We start from the raw sequence: 25,131 nt of genomic DNA, 5'->3' as shown, positions 1-25,131 counted from the left end.
GTCCGCGTCGCGACCGAGCCGTCAGTCCCGTTCCTCTCGCCTGCGACGAACCAGAACGGTTGCACCGATCAGCACGATCACCCCGGCCGCGATGGCGACCCAGACCACCCCGGCGACGCCGCCTTCCGCCTCGGCCGCCGTGCCGACGTTGCCCTCGACCGGTCGGATCGACAACGCGGAGTACGGAGAGAACTGATACATCAGGTAGCCGTCGGGAGACGGATTCTCGACGAACCCCGTCCATCGATCGCTGCGATACGCCTCGAGGTCGTTGTCGTAGTACAGGACCATCTCCGGCACATTCTCGTACAGGTGACGCTGTAGTTCGTCGACGAGCTCCTTGCGCTCATCGATCTTGTACGCCTTCTGCTGCTCCTTGTAGAGCGCGTCGTATTCCTCATTCGAGTAGCACGTGTCGCTCCAGATCAGACACTGGTCGGTCGTGAAGGTCGACAGCATGAAGTCCGGGTCCGGGGCGGCGGACCATCCATAGATGTACATGTCGAAGTCGAGGTCGTAGTACCGGTCGAGGATCGCGCCACTCGTCACCGCGCTCGTCTTCGTGTCGATACCGATCTGCTGGAGCCAGCCCTTGATGAACGGAACCATCTTCGCCGACCCGGGATCGCTCCCGTCCGAGAGGAGGCGCAGTTCGAGGGGCTGGCCATCGGGGTCTTCACGGATCCCGTCGCCGTCGGTGTCCTCGTAGCCGGCCTCGTCGAGGATCGCGTTCGCCTCGGCGATGTCGAAGGGGATCATCTCCTCGGCGGTCGGTTCGTAGTGCCACTGGGCGAACGCCGGCATGATGACCGTCGTGCCCGGGATGGCATAGCCGTTCACGGCGACATCGATCAGCTTCTGCTTGTCGATCGCGTGCGCGATCGCTCGTCGGACGTTCACATCGAGCAACGCGGGATGTCCGGTGCTCTCCTTGTCGCCCTCGTAGACGTTGAAGTTCAGGTTGACGAATGTCGCCGCTCCCCCGACGTGGGTCTCGACGTTCGGATCGTCCTCCAGGGTGGCGAAGAGCGCCGCGGGGATGTACTCGGCGAAGTCGACCGTGCCACGTTGGAGACCTTGGACGACGGCCTCCGCGGTCCCGAACTGCCGGAAGATGAGCTCGTCGATGTGTGGCTGGCCCTTGTACCAGTTCGGGTTGCGTGTCATCCGCAGGAACTGGCCCTTCTCCCACTCAGCGATCGTGAACGGTCCCGACACGACCGGGTTGTCGACGTTCGGGAACTCGAGCACTTCCTTCTTCGTCATGTCGCCCCAGACGTGCTCGGGCAACACGAGCTTGCCCGGCAGCCCGGGCTGAACGGTCGGCCGGGTCGTCTTCCAGATGATCGTCGTGTCGTCCGGCGCGGTGATGCTGTCGGTGAAGGGGAAGTCGTCGATGTACTCGCCGACGTTCTCGTCGACGACGAAGTTCGCGAACCACGCGAAGTCGTGGGCGGTCAGGGGTTCTCCATCGCTCCACTCGAGACCCTCGCGGAGCTTGAACGTCCAGGTCAGACCGTCCTCACTCTGGGTCCAGCTCTCGGCGAGTCCGGGGACCGGTGCGAGGTCTTTCTGGGCGTAGTCGATCAGCGTCTCGTACATGAACGAGTACACGAACCCGTCGATCGCGTTGACCTGGGAGATCGGGTTCACGTTGCGGATCTCTCGGGTGTCGCCGATCGTGAAGACGACGGGCTCGTCGCCGCCGGAGGGTGCCGCGGAGGGACTCTCCTCCTGGGCGCTCGCCGCCGAGCCGAGGAGCCCCGCCGCAAGCACCAGGCCTGTGACCAGTGCCACCCACATCCGACGCAACTCCATCATCGTGCGCTCCCTCCGCTCCCCGGACGAGCCCGGGCCGTTCGATGTTCGAATCTGCCGCCGATCGGCCGGATGATTACAGGGTCGAGCGTCGAAAGTCCAGGCACACGTTCGGTCCGGGCGCCGGGCTCATCTCGACCCCGGCGGGCCGCCCCGGTAGGCTGCGGAACCATGTCGGACGTCTCCCCCGGCCCCGCCGAGCAGGGCGATCGCTCGTTCGATGCCCGTTACCGGGCCCTCGTCGAGCAGATCCCCGCGGTCACCTACGTGATCCCACCGGGGTCGCCCGACCTCCCGTGCCTCCACGTCAGTCCGCAGATCGAACGCCTGTCCGGCTACACCCCGGAGGAGTGGATGGCCGACCCCCACCTCTGGGAGCGCACGATCCATCCCGACGACCTCGACCGGGTGCTGGCCGAGAGCCGGCGCGTGGACGACACCGACCAGCCCTGGCACATCGAGTACCGGCTCGTGCACCGCAGCGGCGAGGTCGTATGGGTCCACGACCGGGCTTCGATCCTCCCCGACGGCGCCGGGGCCCGGCTGTGGCACGGTGTCCTGCTCGACATCACCGCGCAGAAGCTCGCGCAGGAGGCGCAACGCGAGAGCGAGGAGCGATACCGGGCCCTCGTGGAGCAGATCCCGGCGGGCGTCTACCTCGTCTCGGTCGACGGGCCGCCGGAAACGATCTACGTCAGCCCCTCGATCGAGGACGTCACGGGGTTCCCTGTCTCGGCGTTCCAGGACGATCCGACCCTGTGGGCCTCTCGCGTCGTGGGCGAGGGAGCCGACACCGCTCTGGAGCGCTGGAAGGCGGCGAGTGCCACCGGCGAGCGTCTCGAACACGAGTACCAGTTCTTGCGGGCCGATGGAACACGGATCTGGATCAAGGACCGGAGCGTCGGACTGCGCGACGGTGCGGGGACGACGCGCTATCGGCAGGGGCTCGCATCCGACGTTTCCGACCGGAAGATCCGGGAGCAGCGGCTGCACGAGTCCGAGGCGATGTACCGCGCGCTCGTGGAGAACATCCCCGCGGTGGTCTACATCCTGGCTCCGGACGGCGACGGATCGACCCTGTACGTGAGTCCGCACGTCGAACGCCTGCTCGGCTACACCCGTCAGGAGTGGCTCGACCAACCCGACATCTGGATGGAGCTGCTCCACCACGACGACCGGGAGCGCGTGCTCGACGCCTACGACCGTGCGAACGAAACCGGCGGGAGATTCGCCGAGGAGTACCGCCTGATCGCCGACGACGGACGCGTGGTGTGGTTCCGCGACGATGCGACGCTCGTGCGCGACGAGGAAGGGCGACCGCAACTGTGGCAGGGCGTCCGTCTCGACATCACCGATCAGAAGCTCGCGGAACAAGGACTGCGTACCGCCCGCGACGAGCTCGACCTCCGGGTGCGCGAGCGCACGACGAGCCTCGAGGACGCGAACGAGATGATGATGCTCGAGATCGCCGAACGGAAGGCGACCGAGACCCGCTTGCGCAGAGCCGAGGCGAAGTACCGCGGACTGGTCGAACAGATCCCCGGGGCGGTCGCCTACATCTGGGAGGTCGATCCGACGAGCACGTTCGCCGATGCGTACACGAGTCCCGCGATCGAACAGCTCCTCGGTTACACGGTGCAGGAATGGCATGATGGCGACTTCTACCTGTCGCGCGTGCATCCCGACGACTACGACCTCATGCTCGCGGCGACGCGTCGATCCGAGCGCACGGGCGAGCCCTACGACCTCGAGGTGCGCTACCTCCACAAGGACGGACGCGTCGTGTGGGTGCGTGAGCGAGCAGCGCTGCTGGAACGCTCCGACGACGGCCGCCCGAAGCTGTTCAACGCCGTCATGATCGACGTGACCGAACGCAAGCAGGCCGAGGACCGGGTCCGGGCGGCGGAGGATCGCCAGCGCGCGCTGCTCGAGCAGATCCCCGGGGCGGTCGCCTACGTCTGGGAGGCCGGTTCGGACGGCGCAGCCAGCCCCGTCGGCTACATCAGTCCCCAGCTCGCTTCGGTGCTCGGCTACACGGTGGCCGAGTGGACCGCGCGTGCGGGGTTCTGGCGCGAGCGCGTCCATCCCGACGACCGCGACGCGGTGATCCGAGGAACCGGCCGGTGCGAGGAGACCGGGGAACCGTTCGCGATGGAGTACCGGTACCTGGCGAAGGACGGACGCGTCGTCTGGGTGATGGACCAGTCGCTGCTCGTCGAGCGCGGCGTGGACGGGGGCCGTGGCTGTTCCAGGGCGTGTTCTTCGACATCACCGAACGGAAGCAGTACGAGCGGCAGATCCTCGAAGCGGAGGAACGCTACCGAACGCTGGTCGAGCAGATCCCCGCGATCGTGTACGTCGAAGCGGTCGACGCCACGGATCCGACGATCAGCCGCGTGGTGTTCGTGAGCCCGCAGGTCCAGGAGGTGCTCGGCTACAGCTCCGACGAGCTCGTCTCCGAGCCCAACCATCTGCAGCGGTTGATCCACCCCGACGACTGGCCGGGGTTCGCCGAGGAGGATCGCCGATCCTCGCGGACCGGCTCGCCCTTCTCGCATGAGTACCGGGCGATCGCGAAGGACGGCTCGATCGTGTGGCTCCAGAGCCGGGCCACCCTGATCCGTGACGATGAGGGCCGGCCCCGTTTCTGGCACGGGATCGCGATCGACATCACCCCTCGGCTCCAGCGCGAGCAGGGTGGTGGTGCGCTCGGCGGCTCGATCCCGGGCGGTTCCGACCGAAAGACGGTAGCCCCCCCTACCCGCGATTAGGTAGAACGGGCCATCTACCCGGAATCGGGTACAGCCGATTCTCTAGGTAGGAGGCTCCGCCTTGGCTACTGCTGCCGTGACTTTCGAACGCATCACCCTCCGGCCCCGTCTTCGGCCGACTGCGCTGCTGCGTCGGTTCGCCCTGTCGGCGCTGGTCGTGGGCGCTTTGGGCCCCCTGGCGATCGCGAACCTGGCTGCGGCCGGAGATCCGGGCGCGACCGGCGGAGGAGCCGGCTTCGCCCGGGAACCGGGCATCTTCGCCCACGCTCGGGGAGACCTTTCCTTCGCGGATGCGGGTGCGGGAGCTACCGCAGCCGAATCGGTCCAGGTCCGGGTGCTCGGCGACGCCGCGATCGTCGGCCTGTACGCGACGGTCGAGGGAACCGGCCTGGAGGACTTCGTCCAGGTCCGGGTCGTGCGCGACGCGCGGGTGGTGGTGTACGAGGGGCCGCTCGGTGGGTTGCCGCGGACGCCGTCGACGGCGCTCCCCGACCCGACGGGAACGTGGACGGCAGGCGAGGCGCACACGTATCGGATCGTCGCGACCCTGCAGCATACGAACGCGGCGCAAGGACTGACGGCTTCGGTCGATCTCGCCTGGATCGCGACTCCCGGCGTCTGAGCGCCCCGGGATGGTGGCGGTGCCCCAGACAGGGAGCGGGTGGGTCTGCCGTAGGCTCGTACGCGGTCCTAGTACGCGGTCCTAGTACCGCGTACTAGCTTGCGTGACACCTTCGGGCCCGAGGCACCAGGGTGTGATCGCGATCTCGGGCGTGCGCGACCACCTGCGCGACCACTCGCGCGACCAGCTGGCACACACGTGGATGTCGGACCCTGCTGCTACGATCCGCACGTCCTCTCCCCGCCGTTCCAGGACTGAGGAGCCGTACCGTGCCGGCACACACCGAGTGGGGTCACGCGCGCCGATGGCACATCCTTCGAGCCGCCGAGGAGATGCTCCGCTACCGCGGTGTGAAGAACACGGGATTCCGTGACATCGCAGCACGGGCCGAGATGAGTCCGGGACATGTGCAGCACTACTTCCGCTCCAAGCAGGACCTTCTGCTGGATACCCTCATCGCGATCGACGACCGAACCAGCAACGCCAGCGACCGCGACGGTCGGACCATCGCGGCCCCGATGGATCGCTTGCGGAGGTTCATCGACGACTACCTCCCGGAAGGACCGCGAGATCTCCGATGGCAACTCCTGCTGGAGGTGGCTCGACCGATCAACTACGAGCCCACGATCCGCCCTCTCGTCCTCCGCGATGACGCGCGCCGTCGATCGCTCGGAGCCCTGCTCCTCGAGGCCTCCGGTCAACAACCGCGACAGTTCGACGACGGCCCGCTCTCTCCGGCGGCCGAGCGCATCCTGACGACCTTGGACGGACTGGCGCTCAGGATCGTTCTCCGGGTGACACCGACCTCGAGGACCCACGCCCTGATCGAAGCTCGGCGCGCGATCGCGCGCGAGCTCGAACGCGCCTGACCGACAGGCTCAGCCCTTGGGCGTGAGCTCGCGAGCCGATCCGGGCAGCCACGGCCACAACGCTTCGGGCATCGCGACCGATCCGTCCGCACGCTGACCGTTCTCGAGGAGGGCGATCAGGGTCCGGCCGACGGCCGTCGCCGTTCCGTTCAGGGTGTGCACCACCTCTATCGACCCGTCGGGCCGGCGCACGCGCGTCTGCAGGCGGCGCGCCTGGTAGTCCGTGCAGTTCGAACACGAGGTGAGCTCCCGATAGGCGTCCTGACCCGGCAGCCAACCCTCGATGTCGTACTTCTTGGCCGCGGGAGCACCGAGGTCGCCGATCGCGATGTTCACCACGCGGAAGTGCAGACCGAGGTTGCCCATGATCTCTTCCTCTATCGCGAGGATCCGCTCGTGTTCGTTCCACGACTCCTCGGGCGTGGTGAAGCTGAACATCTCGACCTTGTCGAACTGGTGGACACGAAACATCCCACCCGTGTCCTTGCCGTAGGTGCCGGCCTCGCGACGGAAGCACGTCGAGTAGCCCGAATAGCGCAGCGGGAGCTCGGCCTCATCGAGGATCTCACCCATGTGGAAGGCGGCAAGCGGCACCTCACTGGTTCCCACCAGGTACAGGTCGTCGTCGCGGGTGGCGTAGAGCTGGCTCTCGTCCCCGGGGAAGAACCCCGTGCCGTACATCGCCTCCTCGCGCACCATGACCGGCGGGATCACGGGGACGAAGCCCTCGCGCATCGCGATCGACAGCGCGTGCTGGACAAGCGCGAACTGGACCAGCACCAGATCGCCGAGCAGGTACACGAACCGCGAGCCGCTCGTCCGCCCCGCACGATCGGTATCGAGCACTCCGAGCAACTCGCCGAGCGCGACATGGTCACGCACCTCGAAGTCGAACGTGGGCACCTCGCCGTGGCGACCGACCTCGACGGCGTCGTCCTCGCCTCCGTCGGGCACACTCTCGTGAGGAAGATTCGGGGTGCGGCCGAGCATCGCCCGGAGCTGCTCCTCGACCTCGGTGAGCTCGGGCTCGAGCCCCTTCAGCCGCGCGGAGACCTGCGCGACCTCGGCGATCAGCTGCTGCTTCTGGTCGCCCTGCGCTCCGCCGATCGCCTTCGATCCCTTGTTCCGGTCGGCGCGAAGCCGGTCGACCTCGGTGGTCAGCGAACGGCGGCGCTCGTCGAGCGCGAGAAGCTCGTCGACGACATCGGCCATCCCGCGTCGCGCGAGCCCCGCGCGGAACGGGACAGGGTCGTCTCGGAGTGCTTTCAGGTCGAGCATGCGGCGTGCTCCCTCCGGGCGAAAGTCGGTGTCCGGCGGGCGCTGCGAGAGCCGGCCGACGTCAGGGGACGGAGACCTCTTTGCGTTGCTCGCCCGACGATCGCTCTCCCGGCGTCGGCTGACCCTTGCGCTGCATCGTGCTCTGCCCGTCGAAGATCGCGCCCTCCTCGACCACGAGGCTCGCGGACGAGATGTTGCCTTCGACGCGGCCACCACTCTTCAGCTCGGCGCGCCCGGTGACCGTGACGGTGCCGCGCAACGAGCCGGCGACCGACACGCTCGCGGCCGTCACATCCGCCTCGACGCGACTGCCCGAACTCAGCATGACGTCGCCGTCGGCCTGGATCTGTCCCTTGACCTGACCGTCGACCCGGAGAGACCCGGCCGACACGATCGTTCCCTCGAGCTTCGCTCCGCCACCGATGACCGTCACCTCGCCGCTCTGCTCCATCCGACGCACCTCCCGTCGCGAGGGCCGCTCCGCGGCTCCACGCTGCTCCGCTTGGCTCTCGCCCGTCTCTCCGGCCGGGTGCCGCACGTCCTCGACCTCGTCGCGCTTGAAGATCGTCATGCCTTCACCGCCTCGCGGGGTCCGGAGACCCCTTGACGGATCGCCTCGGCCTCCTCGACCGAGAGGTTATAGGGACTCTCGCCCGCTTGGACCGGTTTCGCGTACACGCGCGTGTCCTGCCGGCCGTTGATCGAGGTCAGGACCATGCCGTTACCCGCATCGTCGAGCATCGCCGCCGAGAACGAAAGACGTCCGCCGACGTCCTCGAACGCGTCGTAGCGCACGAGACCGACGCGCCGGACGGACGCATGGAGCAGCTCCTCGAGGTCGAGATCCTTCTTGTGGAGCGAACGCGCTGCGCCCTCGAGTCGCTTGATCGAATGGAGATGGTCCTCGAATATCCCGCGGACCGTCGGGTCCAGTGCCTGCGGATCCACCGGTTGGGCTTCACGGCGGCGGCGAGCCATCGAACCGAACAGCAGCGCGATCAACGCGATCGCGTTCAGCCCGAGGCTGACGAGGACGAGGATCACGAGGGTTTCGTTCGGCAGGGTCATGGATGGGTGTTGCTGTCTATGGGGTGTGACCAGGCTGTTCGCGAATGGGCATCGTATACGATGGCCGACATCGTGGACGAACGTGCGCTGACCGAGCTGCTCGACGACGTCGCGACCGGGCAGCTCCCGGCCGACGAGGCGCTCGAACGGCTCCGCGATCTGCCCTACGAGGCACTCGACGACCTGCGGATCGACCACCATCGGGAGCTGCGGACCGGCGCCGCAGAAGCGGTCCTCGCCCAGGGGAAGACCCCCCGGCAGGTCGTCGACGCGGCCCGGGCGCTCGCGGCTCGCGGCGGCGGCGCGGTGCTCGTAACACGCGCCGACGCCACCCACGCCGAGGCGCTGTCGACGGCGTTCCCGGACGCCCGGCACGCCGAGCGCTCCGGTCTGTGGGTGATCCGTTCCGCCCAGGTCGCTCCCGGGTCCCGGGGACGGCTCGTCGTCGTGACGGCCGGAACCTCCGACCTGCCGGTCGCCGAGGAAGCGTCCGTCGCCGCGGAGGCGCTCGGCCACGAGGTCGAACGGATCACCGATGTCGGGGTCGCCGGCGTGCACCGGGTCCTCGAACACCGTGGTGCGTTCGACGCGGCCGACGCCGTCATCGTCGTCGCCGGGATGGAAGGAGCGCTCCCGTCGGTGATCGGCGGCCTCACATCGGCGCCCGTCGTCGCAGTTCCTACGAGCGTGGGCTACGGCGCGTCGTTCGAGGGTCTGGCGGCCCTGCTCGGGATGCTGTCCTCGTGCGCACCCGGCATCGCCGTGGTCAACATCGACAACGGGTTCGGAGCCGCCCAGGTCGCGCACCGGATCGTGCGGACCGCGCGCGCCCGGAGCTCCCGGGCCGGCTCGACGGACTGACCCCGTGCGGCTCCTCTACTTCGACTGCATCGCGGGGATCTCCGGGGACATGGCACTCGGTGCGCTCGTCGACGCCGGCGCGGACGGCGACACGATCCGCGACCGGTTGAACGCGCTTCCGATCGAACCGTTCGAGCTCTCGTTCGAGCAGGTCGAGGCCGACGGGATCGGCGCGACGCGGGCGATCGTCGAGACGCCCGCGAGCGAGGTGATCCGCACCTACGCGAGCATCCGGCAGGTGCTCGATGCCGCCGACCTCCCGGAGCCGGCCCGCGCGCTCGCCCAGCGCATCTTCCGCCGGCTCGCCGAGGCGGAGGCGCGGGTCCACAACAAGGAGGTCGAGCTCGTCACGTTCCACGAAGTCGGCGCCGTCGACTCGATCGTCGACATCGTCGGGGTCGCGCTCGCGCTCACCGATCTCGGCGCCGATCGGATCTTCAGCTCGGCGGTGCCGACCGGGATGGGACTCGTGCGGGTCGATCACGGCATGCTCCCGATCCCGGCGCCGGCGGTCGTCGAGCTGCTGCGCGGCGTTCCCCTGTATTCACGCGGCGTCCCGGTCGAGCTGACGACGCCGACCGGGGCGGCGATCCTCGCGGCGACGGTCGAGGGCTACGGTGACCTGCCGTCGATGCGGGTGGATGCGTCCGGGTACGGAGCCGGAACCCGACAGCTCGACTTCCCCAACGTCCTGCGCGTGCTCCTCGGCGAGGAGGCGACCGGCGCGGGAGCACGTCACGGTCATGGGATCGCGGGACCCGGCCGATCGCGCGAGGTGGTACTGGAGACCAACGTCGACGATCTCTCGCCGGAACTGATCGCGGCGACGGTGGAGAGCGCACTCGGGGCGGGAGCGCAGGACGCGTGGTGTACCCCGATCGTGATGAAGAAAGGTCGCGCTGCCGTGACGGTCTCGGTGCTGTGCTCCTCCGAGCTCGAGGAGGACCTCACGCGTCTGCTGTTCCTCGAGACCGGAACCCTCGGCGTGCGCTCCACCCCGGTGGACAAGCGGGTGCTCGAACGCCGGTCGATCGAGGTCGCGACGAGCGCGGGGACCGTCCGGGTGAAGATCGGGGTGCTCGACGGGCGCGTCGTTCGGACCGCTCCCGAGTACGACGACGTGGCGCGCGTCGCGCGGGAGGGCGGAGTCCCGGCGCGGCAGATCCACGACGAGGCGATGCGTCTGGCCTCCGAGGCGCTCGGCGACGACTCCGCCGGGCCCGGCCCGGGAAACGGCTCGCCGGACGGTCCTCCCGATCGCTCCGGATGAACGACGGCCGCCTCGACCCGGTGCTCACGGACACCGGACCGACGACGGCGCGTCGCGTACCTACCTCAGAGCTTCACCACTTCCAGGGAGCCCCTGCAGCCAAGAGAAAGACCGCGAGACCTCCGAGTGAAGCCACCAAGCGGCGATACCGCTTCATTGGCATCACCCTCCTTTCCAAGGCGGCACTCTCAGCCGCTATCGGCAAATCGGCCCTCAGCCTTTAAGGGGTCCCCCGAGTGGGCCCGGTTCGGCCGGGGTAAAGGGCGTAGCGTTGCCTCCCGATACGCCATTCAGGCGGAATCTCCGTCTGCCCCGGGCGGTTCGGGGCTCATCGGCCAGGATCGAGGTCAGCGCAGGATGCGAGCGCTGCTCATCGTTATCACCACGTGCGTCGTCGCGGGATACGCGTTCGGCGGACGTCTGTCCGGGCTGAGCACGACGCGGTTCCGCTGGTGGGGTCTCGCCGTGGCGGGGTTGCTGCTGCAGGTCGGTCCGGTTCCCGGACCGATCCTCGTTCCCCTCTTGATCGCCTCATTCGCGATGCTCGTCGTGTTTGCGCTCGTCAACGTCCGGTTGTCTGGGTTCGCGCTGGTGTTCGTGGGGATCACGATGAACGCTGTCGTGATCACGGCCAATTTCGGTATGCCGGTAACGAGGTATGCCCTCGAGGAATCCGGACAGCGCGACACGATCGCCATCCTGAACTCCATGGATCAGACGAAGCATCACATCGCCACCGACAACGACGTGCTTCTCGTGCTCAGCGACTGGATCCCGGTGCCGCCGCCGGTCAAACAGGCGATCAGCATCGGAGACTTGGTGATGTGGGTCGGTGCGGGGATCTTCGTCGTCTCCGCGATGCGCCATCCCGTGGTCGCGCCACACGCGGAGCTTGCCCCATCCGGACCGGGAGACGGAGTCGAGCGATGAGTCGGCGGCGGAGCACTACCACCCCCGCAGGCGAGGAACCATCGGTGGACACGACGGTGGGCGCAGAGAACCAGACGTCACGGCACTCCATGTCGGCCGAACGCCTGAAGCTCGTCGAGGGCATCGCGCAGTTCTTGGTGATCTTCGTAACGGGCGCCTGGATGATCGTGGCGCTCCTTCGCACCGATAGCGCCGATCTGCAGCTCACGTCGATCGTCTTCTTCGCGCTGACCGTGACTGCGGTCGACGTGATCCCGGTCAATGCCTGGGCCGGGATGCAACTCTCGCTCTCGTTCCCGATCCTCATCGCCGTGGCGATCACTTTCACACCTCCGGTCGCGGGATTGATCGCGTTGCTCGGCTCGATCGACCCTCGTGAACTCCGCGGCGAGGTCGGGCTGGTCAACGCCCTCTCGAACCGATTCCAGGTCGCGCTGTCGGTGATCCTGGGTAGCGCGGTGTTCTACCTGCTGCGTCCCGATGAAGGCCCCTGGTACTGGGACTTCCCCGCCGCGATGGCTGCGACCCTCGTCGCCTACGCGACGAACGCGACCGTCGTCGCGATCGTCGTGTCGCTGCGCGAACGCACGAGCGTGGTCAAGGTCATCGAGCGGATGCACGGCGCGCGACCGTGGGAGTTCCTCGTCTCCTACCTCGGGCTCGGACTGTTCGGCGTCGTGATCGCACAGTTCTACGAGCTCGAGGGCGCGTGGCCCGTCGTGGCCTTCCTCGCACCGCTCGTGTTCGCCCGGCAGATGTACTTCCGCAGCCGCGCCCTCGCCGACCAGCTCGCCGAACGAAACGAGCTGCTCCAGGAGCAGGCCGAGCGCCTGGAACAGCTGCTCCAGAAGGAGGTCGAGACCGTCGACGAGCTGCGCGAGCTCAACCGGATGAAGGGAGAGTTCGTCGCCGTCGTCTCCCACGAGCTACGGACGCCGGTGACCGCGCTGATCGGGTACGCGAAGACGCTCCAACAGGGCGAGTTTGCCGAGGACGCGATGCTGCGCCAGGAGTTCCTGGAACGGATGGAACGTCAGGGCGACCGGCTGCTGCGCCTGGTCGAGAACCTGTTGACAGCTTCACGGCTGGAGAGCCGGGAACTGCCGCTATCGATCCAGCGCGTGCTGTTCGAGGACGTCAGCCGCGAGGTCGTCGAGGGGCTGTCGGGCGAAGCGAGCCGCGTGATCGTCGACGTTCCGACCGACCTGCCGGTGCTGCACACCGACCGCCAGCTGCTCTCGCGCGTGGTGTCGAACCTGATCGACAACGCCCTGAAGTACTCCCCCGACGGGACGCCGTGCGAGCTGGGCGCGCGAGCCGACGGGGACGGCGTCATGTTCTGGGTGCGCGACCATGGGATCGGGATCCCCGCCGAGAAGGTGGACCGGATCTTCGATCGCTTCTATCAGGTCGACTCCTCGTCGACGCGAACCTTCCGCGGCGCCGGGCTCGGCCTGTCGCTGGTGGCCGACTTGCTCAAGCACCTCGGCGGCAAGATCGATGTCGACAGCATCCCCGACCAGGGGAGCACGTTCACGGTGCGGATCCCGCGCCAGCACCCGATGGCGACGGAGGAAGACACCTCGACCGACAGCTCTGCCGTCGGCTGAGGCGGGGTCAACGCCCGGCCCCCTCCGGTCGATACCTGGAGGGATGAACGTCGCCCGGACCCCGACCGCCCTCGCTCGCTCCACGCCCACCGCGACCACGTGGTCGGACACGTGGAAGTGGGTCGCCGCGGCCGGCGCGTGCCTGTTCCTGGCGTGGTTCCCGCTCGTCCGCGACACTCGCGTTCCCTTGCTCGGCCTCGTGGATCTCGGGTTCCACGAGCTCGGCCACCTACTCACCTATCCGCTGCCCGATCTGTGGACCGCGGCGATGGGGTCGATCACCCAGATCGCGGTCCCACTGGGCCTCGGCATCTATTTCGTGTGGCTCCGCAGCGACGCCGCCTCCGGTGCGGTGTGCCTGGCGTGGGCCGGGACGAGCGCGGTGGACGCATCCGTCTACATCGCGGACGCCCCGATCCAGCAGCTCGAGCTGATCGGGGGTCACCACGACTGGGCGTTCGTGCTGGGACGCCTCGACGCGCTCGGTGCCGCGGGCTCGATCGCCGCGATCGTGAAGGTCGGGGGCGCCCTGCTCGTCCTCGCGGGGCTCGGCTGCTGCGCGTTCGGCTGGTGGCGCCAACGATCCGAGGGGGAACGCCTCCGACGCCTCGACGCCGCGATGTCGGTTCGCGCTGTTGCGGTCGGCATCGATGCTCCGCCCGCACCCTGAGGTCAAGCGACGAGTTCGACGAACTCGCAGCTCTCGTACGTGTCGAGCGCGTCGACACGGCAGGTGTCGGCGCCACCGTCTCCGAAGACCTGATCGGCGCCGCCCCCGATCGCGTTCAGCACGTCGTCGCCGGTGCCACCGTACAGAGCGTCTGCGTGGGAACCTCCCCGCACCCGATCGGCACCGGACCCGCCGTCGACGTAGTCGACTCCCCGACCTCCACCGACGACGTCGTTGTCGCCGAGGCCGTAGATCACGTCGCGGCCCGCGCCCCCGCGGATCGTGTCGTCGTCGTCGCCACCGTAGAGCCCGTCGTGACCGTCCTGACCGTCGATCTCGTCGTCTCCCTTGGATCCGCAGAGCTGGTCGTCACCGGCCGCGCCGAGAACGACGTCGTCGCCACGGAAGGCGAACATCACGTCGTCGCCCGACGTTCCCACGAATCCCGTTGCCGGGGAATCCGGCCCGTTCGTTCCGAAGATCGTGGTCACGTGACCCGTACAGAACTCGCCCGCGGCCTGTGCCGCCGTGGGAACGGCGAGGAAGCCGGCGACGATCACCATCCCGATCGTGATCCTGAAGTGCCTGCGCATGTTCGCCTCGATCGCCCGCTCGAAGAACCTGCCGCGACCCTACTCGGGAGCTGCGAAGCAAGTCCAGAGCGCTGCCGGGAGGCAACTGGGAGACCGACTCACCCGCCCGACGGCCGTGTCCTCAGCGATCTCGGATCGCTGCGTTCTCCGCGAGCCGTATCTTGACGACCTTCTTCACCAGCGCGGCGGGCAGGGGCTTGTCCGCGTGGAAGCGGATCGTTCCCTTCCCGGCGACGTAGGGCTTCAACTCGTCGCCGAGCTCCTGCATGACCGCATCGCTCGCAGGGAACAGGCTGCAGTGATCCTTGAACGCGGCGTAGGACACGAGGAAGCTACCGTGATCCTTGAACGCGGGCATCTGGTAGCTGATCGCCTCGGTCGCGTCGGGCGCGGCGGCCTTGATCGTCGTCCGGAGCTTCTCCAGAGCCCCGCGCGGCTCCGCCGGGATCGACGCCATGTAATCCTCAACGCTGGTCGGTGCGCCCACGACGCCAGCCCCCTTCTTCTTCCATCGAGACGATCGCCCAGGGAGTCATCCTAAGGTGGAGCGCCGGTAGGAGCCCCGAACTCCTGAGAGGGCTCCGCAGCTGAGGATGGAGGAAGCCGAATCGCGCGGGTCTTGTTCACCTTCGCGGGCGGGAGCGGTCACGCGGATCCTCTCGTCAACATAGCCGACGCCGTCAGGGCGGCCGGTCACACCGTGGCGTTCGCGGGTCGTCGTTCCGGCACGGCAGTCGCCGAGGCACTCGGGTTCCCCCTGCTCGCCTCGCCAACAGGATCCCGCGAGGACGACGGCACGATCACCTCGCTGATCGAGTTCGACATGGAACGCGAGTTCCGTGTTCTTCGCGACTTCTACTGTAGGCGCGAGGCGCGCAGCCGGGTCACCCGCATTCTGGAGTTGACCGACGAGTGGTCGCCTGATCTCCTCGTCTGCGATGAGGTCGACATTCGGCGCCATGATCGCCGCATCACTCCCGGGGGCCGATACAGCTGTGCCGCTCCTCGAGCAGCTTGGGGGTGAGTAGGGTCCGACCGAACTACTAATCCAAGGGTGATCTGCCAGGATTGATAGTTGTAATTCTGAGGGAGGTGGATGTGGGAACTCCACGGCAGAGAGGTGCTTGGGCGATCCAGACCTCCAAGTACTCCCCAACCGTGCGCCACCGACATCGTCACCACGGTGCCCTGGGTTGTTTGCGCGTAGACCGACAGGGCAGCGCCCAATTGCCCGATACCAACCCGCGAACAGGTGCCATACTCTGCGCGTGAAAGGTGCCCGCAGCCACCCATTGAGCATCGGGGGTTCGAGGGCGGACATGCAGCGGAACACCCGCGACACCAGCCATCAGGGACTGGACGAGCTCGTGGTAGACCTCGCCCGTCATGAAGCGCGGTGGCAGGGGAAGGTCCTTCACTTGGCGCCGCAAGACTTTTCCCTTCTTTGCCTCCTTGCACGACGGCCGATCAGGGCGTGGTCCTTCCAGGAACTACTCACGGCCGTATGGCACTACCAGGCCCACAGCGACACGAGCCATGTCCGAATGGCCGTCGGGCGACTGAGACGGCGCCTAGAGCAGGAACACGTGCCGGTGCGGATTCGGTCTGTCTATGGATATGGCTTCATCCTTGCCGCGTACAGGGACGCCGAGATTGGTCTGCGTTGATCGGGATCCCTTCAATTGAGCAACCGCCAGGACCCAGGACGCCCTGGTGCGTTTCAGCCCAAGGATCGATCCCGTCGGCCCATTGCGCCGTACCCGGTTACGGGATTGTCTCAGCCTCGTTCTTGATCGGTGACAGCCGAGCGCGACAGGATCCTGATGGGCCTCCGTCTTGAAGAGACGCACATTTCCTGTTTGGGCGGACGCAACCGACACGTGAAGCGGGCGTGCGCAAGTGACTAGGACTGGCGGAAGGGCAGCGACATCTGATGATGCCCGAGCGATCGAGATCACCCCCTTCGTCGAGTTCACGTTCCAGTAGAAGGTGTCGATCACTGGTTGATTCCCCGCGATGGCGTACGTCACAAGAAGGGGAGAGAAGGGAGGACGGGCATGAATGGATTCAGAATCACCCCTGTCATCTTGCTGACAGCGGCGATCGTCGCACTGCCTGTGTCTGCCTCAGGCGATCACAATTGCTTCGGAACCAGCGGTCAGCACGGCGGGGACGGAAACAATTCATTCGATGGGACCGGCGGTGTTGATGTCTGGTCCGGCCTGGGCGGAGATGACTCAGCTGACGGCAAGGGCGACGATGACAAGCTTTGTGGAGATGGCGGACAGGACGGCACTGCGCAGGCGCCAGGAGGCGGCTTCTTCCTCGGAGGGGGCGGAGCGGACAAGCTCGACGGCGGCAACCAACGCGACGTCATGAAGGGCCAGGACCAGAACGACGAACTCCTTGGCGATTCAGACAACGACGATCTGTTTGGCAATGATGGCGACAATGACGACCTGAAGGGCCAGGCCGGAAACGACTTTCTACATGGGGGACCCGGTACCAGCGACCGGTGCGAGGGTGGTTCGGGCAACGATACCTTCATCATTGATCCTGGGCCCGGGAATGATGGCTGCGAGACCGTTATCCTCGATTAGGCGCAGGAATTCGTGCAAACAGATGGTCCGACCGAGGACTCTACATAGGTGATGGCACTCTCTGAAGGCAGGCATAGGGACAGGGCAGGGCCGAGCCCCGAGCCAAGGACGCGAACGTTCGAGGTCTTCTTTCGGTCCCAGTACGTCAGGTTGGGCCGAACGCTATATCTGCTGACGGGCCACTTGGCGGATGCTGATGACATAGCCCAGGAGGCATTCACCCGGGTCTACGAGCGCTGGGATCGGGTGGCTCAAATGCAAAGTCCCGAGGGATATCTGTACCGCGTTGCCCTGAATCTGCTTTCAAGATGGCGGCAGGCGCCTCGGCCAACCGAAGCGGTCGAGCTCGATTCGCTGAGTTCGGGGGATGTCATCGCTCCGGCTGAGGCGAGGCTGGACGTCATCCGGGCGCTACGGCGCTTGCCGGCCGACCAGCGAGAGGCGCTGATCCTCGTCGAGTGGCTGGGCTTCGACTCGACCGAGGTCGGGGCTGTTCTCGGGGTTGCCCCGGCTTCGATCCGGGGCCGAATCTATCGAGCCCGTCGGTCGCTTCGTCGCGCGCTGAAGGATCACCCACACGAAGGAGGTGCAACATGAGGAAGACGGAGGACATCGACCAACTGCTGGACAGCGCCGCTGCGCGGTTCGCGCCAACCGACGCCGAGGTCGAGGGGGCCCTTCGCAACGTGACCCGAGCCAGTCCGCGGGCTCGTCAGGAAGAGAGGCTGGTAGAGATGTCGACGTCTCGGGACAGACGAGGTCGGCGGTCGAGGAAGAGGTCAGCAACAATGGTGCTGGTGGCCGCCGCATTCTTCGCCGCTGGTGGGCTTGCAGTCGCGCAGACGAGCTCAGGTACGGGCGAGGAAGAGGTCGCGAGCCAATACGGACTCGAGAGCCATCCGTTTGAGCCTGGAGATATCGGCGAGATCACAGCGGACGGCTTTGTCTTGGACGGGACGAGGATTTCTGACTGCAGTCCTCAGGATACGGGCAAGGCCGTCGTGCTGCAGGAGGTGGATGATCACTTCTACTGCATTGTGGCGGACAACGAGGTGGACGCCTGGGTGATCGGCCAGAAGCTCCTCGGGAAGTCACCAACCGCTGAGGAGATTGCCGAGATGGCCGAGAACCTCAACGATGACTAGCTGAGCAAACCGACTGCGTCACGGGCTAGCCTGAGTCAGCCGTGGGAACGTGGGTCGGCATCGCTCACCCACGTTCGCCCCGGGAGAAGGTATTCCCACCCCGGACGTGCCCCCGGGACACCAAGGGACGAGAACGTGGCATCGTCGCCGAAGGCGCGGTCGGAACGAGTTGGGCCGGGCGGTTCCGGTGTTCCGCTACGAGATCCGCCGATGGGGGGGAAGGCACCATCCCCAATGGCGAATGAGGCCGTCTCGAGCCCGGTTCGCGTGGCGACGACCTCGCTCGCGGCGCGAGTCCTTGATCTGGTGCGGTCCGTCCCTATTCCCGCCTGGGCCGAGACGAGCTGAGCACCGGCGACATGTGGAACTCTGATTCACTGACCTCGTGGCTGCTTCTAGGCGCGGGCGTGGACACCGTTGACGTAGATGGCCACCGCCATCCCCAACGACAGGACAGTCAACGAGGAGGGACGGTGGCCGCATCCAGGATGGACACCACGTCGTTCGTGGGCAAGCTGCTCGAGGAAACGGATGTGGATCTGCTGCGTGAAGGCGTCAGGGTGCTCGCCCAGGCCGTGATGGAGACCGAGGTCTCGGGTCAGATCGGAGCCGCGCCTTACGAACGGAGCTCCGAGCGCGCCCTCTACCGCATCGGCTACCGCAGTAGGACCTGGAACACGCGGGTCGGCACGATCGAGCTGAAGATCCCCCAGGTCAGCGCCGGCGCCTACTTGACGTCGCTGCTGGAGCCTCGCCGGCGCTCCGAGAAGGCCCTTCACGCGGTCGTCGTGGAGGCCTACGTGAAGGGCGTCTCGACACCCAAGGTCGATGACCCGGTGAGGGCGTGGGCATCGACGGGATCTCGCGCAACGAGGTATCCAGGATCTGCAAGGTCTCGACTCAGAGGTCCGCGCGTTCTGCTCGCACCCCATCGAAGGTGAGCACCCCTACGTGTGGCTGGATGCCACGTCCCACAAGGTCCGTCAGAACGGGCGGGTAGAGCTCGGTCGCGACGGTCTTCGCATCGGGTCAACGACCAGGGCCAACGAAGCGACATGCCCGAGGCGTGGAACGCCGAACGCCGAGAACGTAAGCAGTGAAGGCTGAAGTGAGACTTTCTCCAGCGCAACGGCGATCGTCGACGACGTGCTCCGGGACCGTCAATCCGCACATGCCTCCGGCGGCGGCCACCACGCCGTCACCAACACGGGCAATGTCGTGGCCCGCAATGGGACCGAGGCGACCCTCCGCCGCAGGTCGCTGCTGGTGGGCGAGGGGGGAGTTGAACCCCCACGTCCTTTCGGACACAGGAACCTGAAGGCTGTGTTTCGACGGCTGTCCGGGGATGGAAGCGGCCAGCCACGGTCACGGGCAGTCCCCCCAGCGGGACATGTGAGGCGCAGATGGCCACGCGTGTCCGCTTCTGTCGGAGACGAGGTCACCACGTCGTCACCATGTCGGGCTCGACCTCACACTGAGCGGCGGCGCGCCCGGTCGTCACGTTTCGCGTCACGTTTGTCCCTTTTTCGATCTCGGCAGTCATAGCAGTAGTTGCGCTTACTAGCTGCAGGACGCCGGGACGGAGCATAAGGACGCACGCACGCAGAGCAGATCGCGAATCCGACCCCGTTCGTAGCACTCAGGTGGAGTTGCATCACGAGCGCGTCGAAGAGACCACCCACAGAACGGAGTGCGAGCCGCGGGCCTCGCTCCGGCCACTGGAACGTGAGGCGAAAGTCGGTGAGCAGAAGCAGATCGTCGAGCAAGAATTCGACGTATCGACGCGCTTCATCTGCCTGTTGATCGGTCGACAGTGGAAGCGCTTCAGGTGGCATCGGATCCGATGTGCCCTGCGCAAGTGAATGCTTGGTTGGCGGAACCCCACGGAAACTGCTCAGGTCTGAGATCCGGGCAAGGTTTGGATGGAGCCCTCCCCACACCTCCGGGTTCGGTGCCTCATCTTTGACGACAGCGATGACGGCCCGTTGCATCAGGGTGAAGACCGACGCCATTCGACGCCACGCGGAACATGGCTCGGCGCGCCATTCGCCTTGCGAAGTGCCCTGGCACCGCGATTTTCCCTGTGAGGTCGAGGGATTGCCGGACGTTTGGAGCACCACGAGGGCCAAGTTCTCGGACGGCACCCCGGGGTGATTTCGTGGCAGGCCGTGATGACACAAATCAAGGGGTCCCCACCGCGTGGCGAACGCAAGAATCTCTTGGCCGTCTTCGTCCTCTGCGACACGGCCGAAGTCCGCAAGCAGGCGGTCGAAGGATCGGATCCTCTTCGCGTCCGGATCATCATCCAGTAGTGAGTCGATGGGTTCTTGCCAGGTGAGCCACGAGCTGGTCGCGGCGAGGTTGAGGGGTGCCGCCCAGGGCTCGACCCCGAGCGCACGCCCGTCTCCGGTTGCTGCGGGCGGCATCGACATATTGAAAGGGATACCAGAAGCGACACGTGACCGACTTCGCCCGGGACGATTGGGGCATGTCCAACACATCTGTAGTGCGCGGGGATTGGATCACTGAGTACGGGGATTCCCCGACACGCGACCCCGGCACATCCCTTCGTGGGCGGCACCTCATCCCGATCGAGGAGGCAGCCCACTTCTACGGGGTGAGCCCACGCACGGCCCGCCGTTGGGCGGCCGAGTACCTGGCCTCCGGCGGCGAACACGGAATCCCGGTGATCCAGGTCACCGAGCGCCGCCGCCTGGTGGTCGTCGCGCTCATGCTCGAGGCACTCCACCTGCCGAACGAGGGCTGCCTCTGATCCCAGCCCTCCCCGGCGAGACGCCGACGACACAGGGAGTCGGGCCCGTGAGATCCGGCCCGACCGACATAGGTACAGGTTCAAGAACTCCTTCCCTGAAAACACCGGAGCGCAGATCGCGTTCCGCAACGAGATTGGAGAAGTGTGTGAAGAAAGAAGACAGAGAGCACGGAGAGGACTGCGATCTCGGCTACACCGTTCGGATCGAAGCGAAAGCGTTCCCGGAATGGGTCGACGGTCAGGACCCATGGACGGCACCGATCGCGCGCCGCATTCAACTCATGGAACGCTTGGTCGAGGCCGACCCCCACGTTCTCACCGAAGTCGAGACCGCGATCGAGTGGGCGGAGATGGAACTGAGCCGACCCTGATCCAACGACCAGTTCGCTGTAAGCAACCGGCTGGTCCCTGGTCATCACCCTGTGCTTTTTTGGGGAGAGACCCGAGGAGGTGCAGGTGGCCCGCGGCCACGTCCGGAAGCGCAAGATGAAGCGGCCGCGCTCCGACGGGCGCCGGACGGTGTGGGATGCGTGGTGTCCCGCGCCCTCCGGCCCCGACGGGAGCCGCCGTACCGTCGTTCGGAAGGGGTTCGCGACCGAGCGCGACGCCCGGGCGTGGGTCGGCGAACAGCTCGCGCTAACCCGACGAGGGATCCGAGACGAGGCTGGCTCGCTGGGAGATCTCCTCGAGGCGACGTCCTCTCCCCGAAGACGCCCCAGTCCCGACGAACTGTCGACGCTCCGCCGTCGGTCCTCGAGACCCTCGTGACGGCCAGGCATCTCCAAACAGAGGAACGCCTGGTATCCGGGAAGCGACCCGGATCGTTCGGGGACCTGACGTTCACGGGACCCGACGGCGTCGCCCCCCTGTCGCCGGGCACGGCCTCGAGGGAGTTTCAGAAGGCGGTTCGACGGGCCGGCGTTCGGCCGGGGCGCCTTCACGATCTGAGGCACACCTTCGCGAGCCTCGCCCTAACCGCCGGCGTTCCGGTGACGATCGTCTCCAGGGCGCTCGGGCACTCCCAACCCTCGACCACCTTGAACATCTACAGCCACCTCCTCCCGGGGACCTCGGCCCAGGCGATGGCGGCGGTGGACCTCGCGTTGGGGGGTGAGGACGACCGGAGCGCGCCGAGTCCCCGACCGTGAGGGCCGGGAACCCGCCACGCGAACTCATGCCGCTACCGGTCGAGCCACCAGTCCGCGATCGCCCGAGGCATCGTGTAGCTCATGACGCCGTCCCCTCCAGCTTGCCACGCACGAAGCGGCCACGTCCCCCGACCGAACAACTTGTTCGTGAGCTTCGTCATGGCGCCCAAGTCCGACCGCACCTGGCGCTCGTCGATCCCCGCCCGCTCGACGACCCCTGGGAACTTCACGACCTGATCCGCGTTCTCGGCGGCGAGGTCGAGGAGAGCGACGGCCGCAGGGTAGGCGGACACGGGGCGGCGCAATCGCTCGACCATATCCCGCGTCCACTCCCCCTGCTTGGGCACGACGACGGTCTCGACTTCGGCGCCGTTCTTCAGGTACGGCCGCAGCTCTTCGGCCAGCTCGACGAACCGCCGGGCGATCGTCGCGGGGACCGCGATGGTCTCCTGCGTCATGGTTCTCCTCCTTCAGTCGGTGTACTTCGGTCCAGGCCTGTGGACAGTAGTGTATACCTCGGTGCACATCTGTCAACCGACCTATACGGCGCCTTCGACAAGACCTCTCGGAAGCGGTCTCGTCACCAGCGGTGTCACCAGCGACCACTCGACCCCAGGTCACAAGGCTGGAGAACAGGACTCTTGGCCCTGCCGAGCGTCCTGAGGGGGGCCGATGCAGCCCGACCGGGAAGGTCTAGCGAATCAACATCCGCCATTTTCTCGGAGGACAAGCCTCCGAGAGTGACAAGAAAGGAAACCTGATTGAACACGGATCAAACAGACCCGCGGGGAAACGAGCGCCTCGAGACGCCGCCGTCCGCGGCCGCTCAGCACGCAGCGGAGTGGGGATCGGTCTTCCCGCTGCGGCCGGGCCGCAAGGTCCCCCTCCACTCCGACTGGCAGAAAGAGGCGACCACCGATCGAACCGACATCGACCGGCTCTGGAAACAGAATCCGACAGCCAACGTCGGCATCAGGACGGGGAACGGCCTGCTCGTCCTCGATATCGACGTGAAGGGTGAGGACGGATTCGCTTCGTTGGACAGGATCGTGGCCGATGGCTACGAACTTCCCCGGACCCTGGCCGTCCGCACCCCGTCGGGCGGCGAGCATCGCTACTTCCGGGTCCAGACGGACCAGCGAAATCGCGTCGGGTTCCTTCCGGGCCTCGACATTCGCTGCGCCGGCGGACTGGTTGTGGCCGCCGGCTCCGTCCTCGGAGAGGAGGAGCCCCATCCCGGCCGGTACGAGGTCCTTGAGAATCTGGAGATCGGAGACTGGCCGATCCCCGAATCGCAGATCGAGGTGTGGAAGCACGCCACTCGAGAGGAGAAGTCGACCGAGCTCGGCATCACCGACGAGCGGCACACGTGGGGGGCCGCCTACCACAGAGCGCTAGCCAACGCGGGAATAGTAAGGACGCTCGAATCCGCTCCCGGGCGGAACTGGACCATGTACACGCGCCCGGGCCGGCACGACGGGCTGGCACAGTTCCTAGGGTGGGTGCGCAACCGCTGGTACTGGTCGGAGGATGCTTGGGTCAGGTTCTGCGAGGCCGCCTCGGACCTGCTGACGAGCCCCTCGCACCGCAACGACGACGCGGAAGACTTCGAAGTGCTCGTGCGCGACGCGTGGGGGTGGGCGGACCCCCCGCCCTCCTGGGATGAACTTGTCGAGCAGGCTGAACGCGAACGCGGGCAGACCGGGACAGACGCTCACTGGCTGGAGCGCGAGGATGTCGTGCGCGTTCTCGGCTCGATACGCGCCGGCATGGATCAGGTAGAGCTCGAGCGAACTCTCCGCGAACTCCCCCCGGTTCCCTCGGACGAGTTGACCGCCTTGTTGATCCGGGACAGGCTCGCGGCGCAACTGAAGCAAGCGGGGCACAGCGTCAGGATCGCCGACGCGTTCATCAGGACCGCGCCGCGGGTAGCCATCGAACACGAGTACGCGGAGGTGGCTGAGCGCCTAGCCACATGCGATCCGTGGCCGGAGAGCGTTGACGGTCTCGAACTCATCGAAGAAGCGCGGAGCGCTTTGCAGCGGTTTGTGTTCGTCCCCGACGACTACGTCTACGATGTCTTGGCCGCCTGGGTCGTACACACCTTCATCTACGACCAGTTCCCCACGACCGCCTACCTGCACGTCACCGCGCCGTCGCTCATGAGCGGGAAGACCCGTCTGCTCGAGATCCTCGAGGAATTCTCCCGACGGGCCCTGTTCGCTGGCGGGCTCTCGGCGGCCGTCCTATATCGGGCGGTCGAGGCCTTCAAGCCGACCCTGCTCATCGACGAGGTCGACACCATCTTCAAGTTCAACAGCGACTCGAGCGAGGCGGTCCGACAAGTGCTGAACAACGGCTATACAAGGGATAAGCCGATCCTCCGAATGGATCCCCAGCCCGACGGTTCGATGAGCCCCGCCACCTACGACCCGTATTGCCCGAAGGCGCTTGCTGGCATCGGGAGGATCCCCGACACGATCGCGAGTCGATCGATCGAGATAAGGATGGTGCGCAAGAAGCGCGGCGAAGAAGCCGAACGCTATGCGAGACGCCAGCGCGAGCAGCTGCGCCTGCAGGCGACCGAGTGGAAGCGCAAGGCCGAGCGGTGGGTATCTGACAACGCGGACGGCTTCGACCTGGAACCACAGTTCCCGGAGGGGATGTCGGATCGGACCCAGGACTGCTGGGAGCCTCTTTTCGTCGTGGGCGAGATGATTGGTGCCGATTGGCCTTCGCGCCTTCGGACGGCCGCCGTTGCGCTGACAACGAGAGAGGGGCAGCATGGCGCCAACGATCTCGGAGGGATGCTCCTCGAGGACCTTCAGGATCTGTTCGAGGAGGAGCCGATCGCCAGCGCGACCCATCTCGGAACCGACACGCTGCTGGCTCGTCTCAGCTCCCTGGAGGAACGGCCCTGGCCCCACCTTCGCAACGGACAGGGACTCAACGCAAAGAAGCTCGCCGACCTGCTCAGGGAGTTCGGCGTTCGACCGGGTCGCTTCGACCACAACACGAAACGCGGGTACGCAACGGCCGACATCCGGGAAGCGATCGATCGGTGGAGCCGGTGATAACGGCGCTGGACGGATGGACGGCTGGGAC

General features: G+C 66.6%; 23 protein-coding genes and 1 pseudogene. 17 read left to right on the top strand and 7 right to left on the bottom strand.

What is annotated here, in order from left to right; translation table 11 throughout:
* Positions 1-21: 21 nt before the first annotated feature.
* Positions 22-1,821, bottom strand: coding sequence for an ABC transporter substrate-binding protein (locus tag WEF05_03135; GenBank protein MEX1100894.1), 1,800 nt, complete (start codon positions 1,819-1,821; stop codon positions 22-24).
* Between the two features lie 168 nt (positions 1,822-1,989).
* Between WEF05_03135 and WEF05_03130 the strand changes: the two genes are divergently transcribed.
* The 4 genes from WEF05_03130 (at position 1,990) to WEF05_03115 (ending at position 6,080) form a co-directional block, all read left to right on the top strand.
* Positions 1,990-4,227 (top strand): PAS domain-containing protein, encoded by a 2,238-nt coding sequence (locus WEF05_03130; protein MEX1100893.1) that lies wholly within the window; start codon positions 1,990-1,992, stop codon positions 4,225-4,227.
* A complete protein-coding gene (locus WEF05_03125) occupies positions 4,170-4,589 on the top strand; it encodes a PAS domain-containing protein (protein MEX1100892.1) in 420 nt (139 codons plus the stop codon). Before WEF05_03130 ends, WEF05_03125 begins: the two co-directional genes overlap by 58 nt.
* Positions 4,590-4,650: 61 nt before the next feature.
* Positions 4,651-5,211 carry a hypothetical protein gene (locus WEF05_03120; GenBank protein MEX1100891.1) on the top strand — a complete coding sequence of 187 codons (561 nt, stop codon included), beginning with the start codon at positions 4,651-4,653 and terminating at the stop codon, positions 5,209-5,211.
* Positions 5,212-5,480: 269 nt separating this feature from the next.
* Entirely contained in the window at positions 5,481-6,080 is a 600-nt protein-coding gene (locus WEF05_03115; GenBank protein MEX1100890.1) for a TetR/AcrR family transcriptional regulator, read from the top strand.
* A gap of 9 nt (positions 6,081-6,089) precedes the next feature.
* On the opposite strand, the gene serS is transcribed toward WEF05_03115, so the two are convergent.
* The 3 genes from serS to WEF05_03100 form a co-directional block, all read right to left on the bottom strand.
* A complete protein-coding gene (gene serS / locus WEF05_03110) occupies positions 6,090-7,358 on the bottom strand; it encodes a serine--tRNA ligase (GenBank protein ID MEX1100889.1) in 1,269 nt (422 codons plus the stop codon).
* A gap of 61 nt (positions 7,359-7,419) precedes the next feature.
* On the bottom strand, positions 7,420-7,929 hold the full coding sequence (locus WEF05_03105; GenBank protein ID MEX1100888.1) for a polymer-forming cytoskeletal protein: 510 nt from the start codon (positions 7,927-7,929) through the stop codon (positions 7,420-7,422).
* Positions 7,926-8,426 (bottom strand): DUF4446 family protein, encoded by a 501-nt coding sequence (locus WEF05_03100; protein MEX1100887.1) that lies wholly within the window; start codon positions 8,424-8,426, stop codon positions 7,926-7,928. The genes WEF05_03105 and WEF05_03100 overlap by 4 nt, the downstream gene beginning before the upstream one ends.
* Positions 8,427-8,486: 60 nt before the next feature.
* Here WEF05_03100 and larB point away from each other — a divergent pair, with 60 nt between their 5' ends.
* From larB to WEF05_03075, 5 genes are all read left to right on the top strand, one after another.
* On the top strand, positions 8,487-9,287 hold the full coding sequence (gene larB / locus WEF05_03095) for a nickel pincer cofactor biosynthesis protein LarB (protein ID MEX1100886.1): 801 nt from the start codon (positions 8,487-8,489) through the stop codon (positions 9,285-9,287).
* Positions 9,288-9,291: 4 nt separating this feature from the next.
* A complete protein-coding gene (gene larC, locus WEF05_03090) occupies positions 9,292-10,557 on the top strand; it encodes a nickel pincer cofactor biosynthesis protein LarC (protein MEX1100885.1) in 1,266 nt (421 codons plus the stop codon).
* A 357-nt stretch (positions 10,558-10,914) separates the two neighbouring features.
* Positions 10,915-11,487: a DUF5317 domain-containing protein gene (locus tag WEF05_03085; protein MEX1100884.1), complete on the top strand. Its 573-nt coding sequence runs from the start codon at positions 10,915-10,917 to the stop codon at positions 11,485-11,487.
* Between the two features lie 44 nt (positions 11,488-11,531).
* On the top strand, positions 11,532-13,097 hold the full coding sequence (locus tag WEF05_03080; GenBank protein ID MEX1100883.1) for a HAMP domain-containing sensor histidine kinase: 1,566 nt from the start codon (positions 11,532-11,534) through the stop codon (positions 13,095-13,097).
* 43 nt (positions 13,098-13,140) lie between these two features.
* Positions 13,141-13,767, top strand: coding sequence for a hypothetical protein (locus tag WEF05_03075; GenBank protein ID MEX1100882.1), 627 nt, complete (start codon positions 13,141-13,143; stop codon positions 13,765-13,767).
* A 2-nt stretch (positions 13,768-13,769) separates the two neighbouring features.
* On the opposite strand, the gene WEF05_03070 is transcribed toward WEF05_03075, so the two are convergent.
* Complete coding sequence (locus WEF05_03070; GenBank protein ID MEX1100881.1) at positions 13,770-14,360, bottom strand: hypothetical protein; 591 nt, start codon at positions 14,358-14,360, stop codon at positions 13,770-13,772.
* Positions 14,361-14,481: 121 nt separating this feature from the next.
* Positions 14,482-14,817 carry a DUF1801 domain-containing protein gene (locus WEF05_03065; GenBank protein MEX1100880.1) on the bottom strand — a complete coding sequence of 112 codons (336 nt, stop codon included), beginning with the start codon at positions 14,815-14,817 and terminating at the stop codon, positions 14,482-14,484.
* Between the two features lie 243 nt (positions 14,818-15,060).
* On the opposite strand from WEF05_03065, the gene WEF05_03060 reads away from it, so the two are divergent.
* From WEF05_03060 to WEF05_03030, 7 genes and pseudogenes are all read left to right on the top strand, one after another.
* On the top strand, positions 15,061-15,384 hold the full coding sequence (locus WEF05_03060; protein ID MEX1100879.1) for a hypothetical protein: 324 nt from the start codon (positions 15,061-15,063) through the stop codon (positions 15,382-15,384).
* 1,033 nt (positions 15,385-16,417) lie between these two features.
* On the top strand, positions 16,418-16,960 hold the full coding sequence (locus WEF05_03055) for a hypothetical protein (GenBank protein ID MEX1100878.1): 543 nt from the start codon (positions 16,418-16,420) through the stop codon (positions 16,958-16,960).
* 593 nt (positions 16,961-17,553) lie between these two features.
* Positions 17,554-18,105 (top strand): hypothetical protein, encoded by a 552-nt coding sequence (locus WEF05_03050; protein MEX1100877.1) that lies wholly within the window; start codon positions 17,554-17,556, stop codon positions 18,103-18,105.
* Positions 18,106-18,593: 488 nt separating this feature from the next.
* Positions 18,594-19,104 (top strand): annotated as a pseudogene (locus WEF05_03045) (transposase).
* A gap of 1,489 nt (positions 19,105-20,593) precedes the next feature.
* A complete protein-coding gene (locus WEF05_03040; protein MEX1100876.1) occupies positions 20,594-20,878 on the top strand; it encodes a hypothetical protein in 285 nt (94 codons plus the stop codon).
* A 146-nt stretch (positions 20,879-21,024) separates the two neighbouring features.
* Positions 21,025-21,249, top strand: a complete 225-nt coding sequence (locus WEF05_03035) for a hypothetical protein (GenBank protein MEX1100875.1) — start codon at positions 21,025-21,027, stop codon at positions 21,247-21,249.
* A 51-nt stretch (positions 21,250-21,300) separates the two neighbouring features.
* Positions 21,301-22,026 carry a site-specific integrase gene (locus WEF05_03030; protein MEX1100874.1) on the top strand — a complete coding sequence of 242 codons (726 nt, stop codon included), beginning with the start codon at positions 21,301-21,303 and terminating at the stop codon, positions 22,024-22,026.
* A gap of 32 nt (positions 22,027-22,058) precedes the next feature.
* Here WEF05_03030 and WEF05_03025 read toward each other — a convergent pair whose 3' ends face one another.
* Positions 22,059-22,484, bottom strand: a complete 426-nt coding sequence (locus WEF05_03025) for a hypothetical protein (GenBank protein MEX1100873.1) — start codon at positions 22,482-22,484, stop codon at positions 22,059-22,061.
* A gap of 303 nt (positions 22,485-22,787) precedes the next feature.
* Here WEF05_03025 and WEF05_03020 point away from each other — a divergent pair, with 303 nt between their 5' ends.
* A complete protein-coding gene (locus WEF05_03020) occupies positions 22,788-25,100 on the top strand; it encodes a DUF3631 domain-containing protein (protein ID MEX1100872.1) in 2,313 nt (770 codons plus the stop codon).
* Positions 25,101-25,131: the final 31 nt, after the last annotated feature.

This window comes from Actinomycetota bacterium (assembly GCA_040881665.1).
Lineage (GTDB): Bacteria > Actinomycetota > UBA4738 > UBA4738 > HRBIN12 > JBBDWR01.
The sequence above is the reverse complement of the archived record's forward strand: the minus strand, read 5'-3'. Positions and strand labels throughout refer to the sequence as shown.